This window comes from Curtobacterium sp. MCLR17_042, assembly GCF_003234695.1.
GTDB lineage: Bacteria > Actinomycetota > Actinomycetes > Actinomycetales > Microbacteriaceae > Curtobacterium > Curtobacterium flaccumfaciens.
The window spans coordinates 420,308-427,760 of record NZ_QKTD01000002.1; the positions used below are offsets into that span (position 1 = coordinate 420,308).

The 7,453-nt window shown below is 70.6% G+C and carries 5 protein-coding genes; all 5 read left to right on the forward strand.

The window, feature by feature from the left end; genetic code table 11:
- The first annotated feature begins 42 nt into the window (after positions 1-42).
- The 5 genes from DEJ02_RS04275 to DEJ02_RS04295 all read left to right on the forward strand — a co-directional run bounded on the left by DEJ02_RS04275 (position 43) and on the right by DEJ02_RS04295 (position 7,287).
- Positions 43-1,146 carry a LacI family DNA-binding transcriptional regulator gene (locus tag DEJ02_RS04275; protein ID WP_111032106.1) on the forward strand — a complete coding sequence of 368 codons (1,104 nt, stop codon included), beginning with the start codon at positions 43-45 and terminating at the stop codon, positions 1,144-1,146.
- Between the two features lie 570 nt (positions 1,147-1,716).
- Positions 1,717-3,036, forward strand: coding sequence for an ABC transporter substrate-binding protein (locus tag DEJ02_RS04280; RefSeq protein ID WP_111032107.1), 1,320 nt, complete (start codon positions 1,717-1,719; stop codon positions 3,034-3,036).
- 5 nt (positions 3,037-3,041) lie between these two features.
- Positions 3,042-3,974, forward strand: a complete 933-nt coding sequence (locus tag DEJ02_RS04285; RefSeq protein ID WP_241660435.1) for a carbohydrate ABC transporter permease — start codon at positions 3,042-3,044, stop codon at positions 3,972-3,974.
- On the forward strand, positions 3,971-4,849 hold the full coding sequence (locus DEJ02_RS04290; RefSeq protein WP_111032108.1) for a carbohydrate ABC transporter permease: 879 nt from the start codon (positions 3,971-3,973) through the stop codon (positions 4,847-4,849). The genes DEJ02_RS04285 and DEJ02_RS04290 overlap by 4 nt, the downstream gene beginning before the upstream one ends.
- Before the next feature lie 119 nt (positions 4,850-4,968).
- A complete protein-coding gene (locus DEJ02_RS04295; RefSeq protein WP_111032109.1) occupies positions 4,969-7,287 on the forward strand; it encodes a family 78 glycoside hydrolase catalytic domain in 2,319 nt (772 codons plus the stop codon).
- Positions 7,288-7,453: the final 166 nt, after the last annotated feature.

Sequence of the window (7,453 nt, forward strand, 5' to 3'; positions counted from 1 at the left end):
GCCCGGTCCGGACACGGCTCCCCCGCCGCCTACGATCGGAGCATGGTGCATGTCCCCCGGCGCGACGGTCCGCCGAGCGTGCACCACGTCGCAGCCCGGGCCGGGGTCTCGCTCGCCACGGTCTCGAACGTCCTGAACCACCCCGAGCGGGTCGCCGACGCCACCGCCGCACGCGTGCGGGACGCGATCGACGCGCTCGGGTACACGCCGAACCGCAACGCCCGGGCGCTGGTGTCCGGCAGCACACGCGCGATCGGTCTGGTCGTGATGTCGCTGCGGAACTCCCTGTTCAGCGACATGGTCAACGGCGCGCAGCTGGCCGCGCGGGAACGCGGCTTCACCCTGCTGATCGCCAGCAGCGAGGACGACCTGCAGGCGCAGGGCGAACACCTCGCCTACCTCGAGAGCGCCCGGGTGTCGGGGATCCTGCTCGCCTCGATGACGGAGTCGCGTGACCAGGTCGAGGTCGCGCGGCGCCACGGCCGACCCGTCGTGTACGTCAACTACGAACCGACCGAGCTCGACGCGTGCGCGGTGGTCGTGGACAACGAGCAGGCCGGGTTCCTGGCGACCGAGCACCTGATCGACCGCGGCTGCCGACGCATCGGGTTCGTGAGCGCCCGTCCGGACCTGCAGCCCGTCGACCGCCGACGGGCCGGCGTGCTGCGGGCCGTCGCGGCGCACCCGGGGGTCGAGCTCGTCGACGTCGACGCCGGGGACATCGACCCGCCCGGAGGCACCGACGCCGGGCTCCGCATCGCCCGGATGCCCGAGGACGAACGCCCCGACGGGGTGCTGGGTGTGACCGACCTGCTCGCGATGGCGGTCGTCTCCGAGCTCCGAGCCGCCGGGATCCGCGTCCCCGAGGACATCCCCGTGTCGGGCTGCGACCACAACTCCGTGGCGTGGGGTGGTGCGGTGCCGCTGACCTCGGTGACGATGCACGGCTCCGAGATGGGTGCGGCTGCGGTGGAACTGCTGCTCGAGGAGCTCACCGACCCGATGCACGTGCACCGGACCGTCGTGCTCAGCAGCGAGCTGGTGCCGCGCGAGAGCACGCTCGGTCGGGAGGGCGCGGCCGCAGCAGCCGCCGCCGCAGCCGTCGCGGGCACGACACCGAGCGACCCGAGGCGCACCGAGGCCTGACGGGCGGCGGACCAACCCGCGAAAGCGACACATCTGCGGGTTGTCGCCGCGTCCGGTCCGCCAGAGCGACAGATCGGCGCGAACGTTCGGCGGCACACTGTCGCTTTCACGGACAGCGGCCGGGGCAGCGGGCAGCGGGCAGCGGGCAGCGGGCTGCCGGGCTGCCGGGCTGGGCCGGCGCGCACGAGGCGACGCGGGCCCGCGGACGCGACCGCGCACCGGACGGGAGGCGCGGGGCCGGGGCCGGCACGGGCCTCCCGGCCGGCGGGCGGCGCGACCACCGCACGGTGCAGCACCGCGCGTCGGCTCGGTGCGAGGTTCCGCACTCCGTGCGAGCCCGCGCGCCCGTCACCGAGCGTGGAACCTCGCACCGAACGACGAACGAGCGAACGAGCGAGCGAACGAGCCGCGCGTAACGAAATCGGCACAGCGATTGACACGCTTCAATCCTCGTGGTTCCATCCTGATTGAAACGTTCTAAAACGCAGTAACCGGACCCCGCGACGGCGCGGGATCCGGGTCCGTTTCACCCGGGGTACCCCAGCCCCGGGCCTTACGAGGAGGTAAGGAATGTCAGTTCGTTCCATGACCAAGCGCGCGATCGCCATCGGCGGCGCGACGGTCCTGATCGGCGGGCTCGCAGCGTGCTCGTCCGGCGGCTCCGCCGACGAAGGCGGCGGCAAGGTCGAGATCACCTACCAGGCCGACAACGCCCCGGCCACCGCGGCCACCGCGAAGCCGCTCATCGAGGCCTTCGAGAAGGCCAACCCCGACATCACCGTCAAGTTCGACACCCGGCCCCAGGGCACCGACGGCGACAACCTGATCAAGACCCGCCTGTCGACCGGCGAAGCCGCCGACGTCTTCAACTACAACTCCGGCTCGCTCATGCAGGCCCTCAACCCGGACAACACCCTGGTGGACCTCTCCGACGAGAAGTGGGCGAGTGACGTCGACCCGCAGTTCACCAAGGTCGTCAGCACCGACAAGGGCATGTACGGCGCCCCGTTCGGCACGAGCTTCGGCGGCGCGGTGCTCTACAACACGAAGGTCTACGACGAGCTCGGCCTCGAGGTCCCGACCACGTGGGACGAGTTCATCAGCAACAGCGAGGAGATCAAGGACGCCGGCGACGTCGCCCCGATCATCCAGACCTACGGCGACACCTGGACCAGCCAGCTGTTCGTCCTCGGTGACTTCGCGAACATCACCGCGCAGGACGACAAGTGGGCGGACGACTACACCGCCAACAAGGAGTCCTACGCCGACGAACCCGCTCTCGCCGGGTTCGAGCACCTCGCCGAGGGCAAGGACAAGGACCTCTACAACGAGGACTACGCCTCGGCCACGCAGGCGAACGGCCTGAAGATGCTGGCCGACGGCACCGGCGCGCAGTACCCGATGCTCACGAACGCGATCTCGGCGATCCAGCAGGACTCCCCCGACGCCGTCGACGACATCGGCGCGTTCGCCCTGCCGGCCGAGGACGCCGCGGACACGAACCTGACGATCTGGGAGCCGAACGGCCTGTACATCCCGAAGACGACCACGGGCGACAAGCTGGCGGCCGCGAAGAAGTTCGTCGCCTTCGCGAACTCCACCGAGGGCTGCCAGGTGCAGAACGACACCGGCACCCCCGCCGGCCCCTACGTCATCTCGACCTGCTCGCTGCCGGACGACGTGCCCCCGATGATCGACGACCTGCAGCAGTACCTGGACGACGGCAAGGCCAGCCCCGCGCTCGAGTTCCTGTCCCCGATCAAGGGCCCGAACCTCGAGAAGATCTGCGTGCAGGTCGGCTCGGGCATCACCACCGCGAGCAAGGGCGCCGACCAGTACGACGACGACGTCGTCCAGCAGGCACAGCAGCTCGGCATCAAGGGCTGGTGATCGGCGTGACCGCGACCCTCACGACGGCGGTGGCCCCGCCGCAGACACGCAAGGCCGGCCGCCCCGGACCAGCGCGCAAGCGGATGCGCTCGTTCTACCCCGCGTGGTTCTTCATCCCCGCGATCGCGCTGTACGTCGTGTTCTTCGCGGTCCCGACCTTCGCCGGGTTCTACTTCTCGCTCACCCGCTGGACGCTGTTCGACCAGACCTTCATCGGCTTCGACAACTTCGTCCGGTTCTTCCAGGACCCGCAGCTCGTCTCCGGGTTCGTGCACACCTTCCAGTACGGCTTCGTGACGAGCGCGGCGAAGGTGGTCCTCGGACTCGCCCTCGCCCTGCTCCTCACGTCGCCCGTGCTGGGGCGCGGCTACCTGCGGGCGGTCGTGTTCTTCCCGGTGCTCGTGTCGACCATCGGCATCGGCATCACGTTCAAGGCGCTGATGGACCCGTTCCACGGGATCATCAACGGCGTGCTGGGTTCGGTCGGCCTGCCCACCCCCGGGTGGCTGACCGACCCGGCGCTCGCCCTGTGGAGCGTCGCCGCGGTGGACGTCTGGAAGGGCGTCGGCATCGCGACGCTCATCTTCATCGCCGGCATCGTGGCGATCCCGCAGGAGTACTTCGAGGCGGCACGGGTCGACGGCGCGAGCGCGTGGTCGATCTTCCGGAACATCACGTTGCCGCTGTCCCGCCCCGCGATGGGCACCGTCATCATCCTGTCGCTCATCGGCGGCCTGCGGTCGTTCGACCTGATCTGGGCGATGACCGGCGGCGGGCCGGGGTTCACGAGCGACGTGATCGCGAGCGTGATCTACAAGCAGTACCAGGCCGGGTTCTACGGCCTGTCCACCGCCGGCAACGTGGTCCTGTTCGTCGTCGTCACGGCGATCATGGTGCCGATCTCGTGGCTCCTCAACCGCAAGGAGGCAGAGCTGTGACCACGCTCACCAGCCCGCGCGTCAGCACCCCGACGCGGTCCCGCCACCCGGGCCGTGCCCGCCGGTGGATCATCGGCTCGATCGCCATCGTCGTCAGCTTCGTCGTCTTCCTGGTGCCGTTCGTCTTCGTCCTGCTCCAGGCGGCGAAGAACCCGGCCGAGGCGAACCAGCTCGGCTTCAGCCTGCCGACCGACTGGCAACTGTGGCAGAACCTGCAGGCGGTGTTCCAGAGCGGCGACGGTGGGATCCTCCGCGCGTTCTGGAACAGCGCCCTGCTCACCGTCGGCAGCGTCACCGTCATGGTCGTGTTCTCGGCGATGGTCGGGTACGTCCTGCAGCGGCGGCCGAGCAAGTGGAACGGTCTGATCAACTTCTTCGTGCTGGCGGGGCTCATCGTGCCGCCGGCGATCGTGCCGACCATCTGGGTGCTGCAGGGGCTCAACCTGTTCAAGACCATGGGCGGGATGATCCTCATCGAGGCGACCTTCGGCCTGTCGTTCTGCATCCTGCTGTTCCGGGCGTTCGTCGCGACGATCCCGAAGGAACTCGACGAGGCCGCCGTGCTCGACGGCGCCGGCCCGATCCGCCTGTTCTTCGGGGTGGTGCTGCCGCTGCTCAAGCCGGTGATCATCACGGTCGTGCTCGTGCAGTCGGTGACGGTCTTCAACGACTTCACCAACCCGCTGTACTTCCTGCCGGGGTCCGAGAACGCGACGGTGCAGCAGACGCTCTACGCGTTCCAGAGCCAGTCGGTCAGCCAGCTGAACCTGCTGTTCACCGACGTGCTGCTCATCACGATCCCGCCGCTGATCCTCTACGTCTTCTTCAACCGTCAGATCGTCGCCGGCATGACCAGCGGCGCCGTCAAGGGCTGACCGCCCACCCCGGCCTGGAGGCGCGACCCGCCTCCGCCACACCGCCCACCCGGGCGGACGGCCGGGCCCACGACCCCCGCACCGGTCGACGACGACCGGTCGCGTGAAAGGACCACCACATGACCACCTGGACCGCACCGTTCATCGCGGCCGACACCGACCTCGGCAGCGCCCCGATCCTGCGTCGGGAGTTCCCCCTCGACGACGGCCACGGCGCCGTCACCGCCGCCACCCTCGACGTCAGCGCCCTCGGCGTCGTCGAGGCCTGGCTCGGCGGGCAGCGCGTCTCCGACCACCTGCTCGAACCGGGGTGGACGAGCTACGAGTGGCGCATCCGCGTCGTCTCGCACGACGTCACCGAGCACCTGACGGACACGGTCCCCGGGCAGCCGGCGGTCCTCGCGCTCGTCGTCGGGAACGGCTGGGCCGCCGGACGCCTGGCCTGGGGCGGCGGTGGCGGCTGGTACACCGACGAGCGCGCCGGGTTCGCCGAACTCCGGATCACCTTCGCCGACGGGCACGAGCAGCACGTCACGACCGACACCGACTGGCAGGCGCTGTCGAGTGCCATCACCGCCGACCAGCTGTACGACGGGCAGGACATCGACGCCCGACTCCGCGACGGCTCGTTCCTGACGCCCGGCGAGGTCACCGTGCCCAGCATCGACGGCCACCAGGGGCGGACGAGCACGGTGCACACGGTCGACATCGGCGAGCGCGAACTCGTCGCCGACACGGTGCCGCCGGTGCGCCCGCTGGCCGAGATCGCCCCGGTGGCGATCTGGACGAGCCCGTCGGGAGCGACCCTGCTCGACTTCGGCGTGAACCTGGTCGGGTGGCTCCGGGTCACCGCGACCGGCCCGGCCGGCACCGTGCTGACCCTGCAGCACGCCGAGGTGCTCGAGCACGACGAGCTCGGCACCCGCCCCCTGCGTACCGCGAAGGCGACGGACCACTTCACCCTGCGCGGTGACGACGAGCCCGAGACGTTCGAGCCCCGGTTCACGTTCCACGGGTTCCGGTACGCGCAGGTCGACGGCTGGCCGGGCACCCACGACGAACTCCGTGCCGCGGTCACCGCCGTGCAGGTCGGGTCGGACCTCACCCGCACCGGCACGTTCGCGTCGAGCCACGAGCTGCTGAACACCTTCCACGACAACGTCGTCCGGGGCATGCAGGGCAACTTCCTGAGCGTGCCGACGGACTGCCCGCAGCGCGACGAGCGACTCGGCTGGACGGGTGACATCGCCGCGTTCGCCCCGACGGCCTCGTACCTGTTCGACACGCGGACGTTCCTGGCCGACTGGCTGCGCGACGTCTGGCTCGAGCAGCAGCACGCCGACGGGGTCATCCCGTTCGTGGTGCCGGACGTGCTGAAGTACTCCCCCGCCGAGGACTTCGGCACGCCCGACGCGACCGCCGTCTGGTCGGACGCCGGCGTCTGGGTGCCGTGGACGCTGTACCAGGCGTACGGCGACACCGCGGTGCTCGAGGAGCAGTTCGACTCGATGGCCGCACACCTCCGCCGGGTCCGTGACCACCTGTCCCCGGAGGACCTGTGGGACACCGTGTTCCAGTTCGGCGACTGGCTCGACCCGGACGCCCCGCCCGAGGCCCCGGCCGACGCGAAGGCCGACAAGGGCGTCGTCGCGACGATCTGCGCCTACCGGTCCGCGACGATCGTGGCGGACGCGGCGGAGGTGTTGGGCGGCCACGAGGCGGAAGCAGCGGAGTTCCGGGAACTCGCCACGCGCCTCCAGGCCGGGTTCCGCACCCACTACCTGCAGGACGACGGGCGGATCCTGTCGGACGCGACCACGGCGTACACGCTGGCGATCGTGTTCGGGATCCTGTCCGAGCAGGAGCAGGCCGTGGCCGGCGAGCGTCTCGCCGAGCTGGTCGAGGCGTCCGGGTACCGGATCTCGACGGGCTTCGCCGGGACCCCGTTCATCACCGACGCGCTGACGCAGACGGGCCACCTGGAGGACGCCTACCGGCTGCTGCTGCAGACGGAGTGCCCGTCGTGGTTGTACCCGGTGACGATGGGCGCGACGACGGTGTGGGAGCGGTGGGACTCGATGCTGCCGGACGGCACGATCAACCCGGGTGAGATGACCTCGTTCAACCACTACGCACTCGGTGCCGTGGCGGACTGGATGCACCGGGTGGTGGGTGGCCTGAAACCGCTGGCGCCGGGGTACTCGGCCGTCCTGATCGCGCCGCAGCCGGGCGGTGGGCTGACGTGGGCGGAGACCTCGCTCGACACCGTGCACGGGCACGTCGCCGTGCGGTGGGAGCTCGTCGACGGGGAGTTGCGCGTCCGGGCGACCGTGCCCGAGGGCGTGACCGCGGTGGTGCGCTTGCCGGGCGCTGCGGAGCAGCGGCTCGGCGGCGGAACGCACGACCTGCGCGCGCCCGCCGCGGTCCCCGCCGGGTAGGGGGCTGCCGGAACCAGGTTCCGGACACAACACCGCGGAAGTGCGTGGTGCTGTGTCCGGAACCTGGTTCGCTGCCCCGCCCCCCCGCCGCCCCCCCCCCCCCCCCCGACCACCCCGGTTGCGCGCGGCCCCCCCACCAGGCACCCCCAGAGAACACATCAACGCA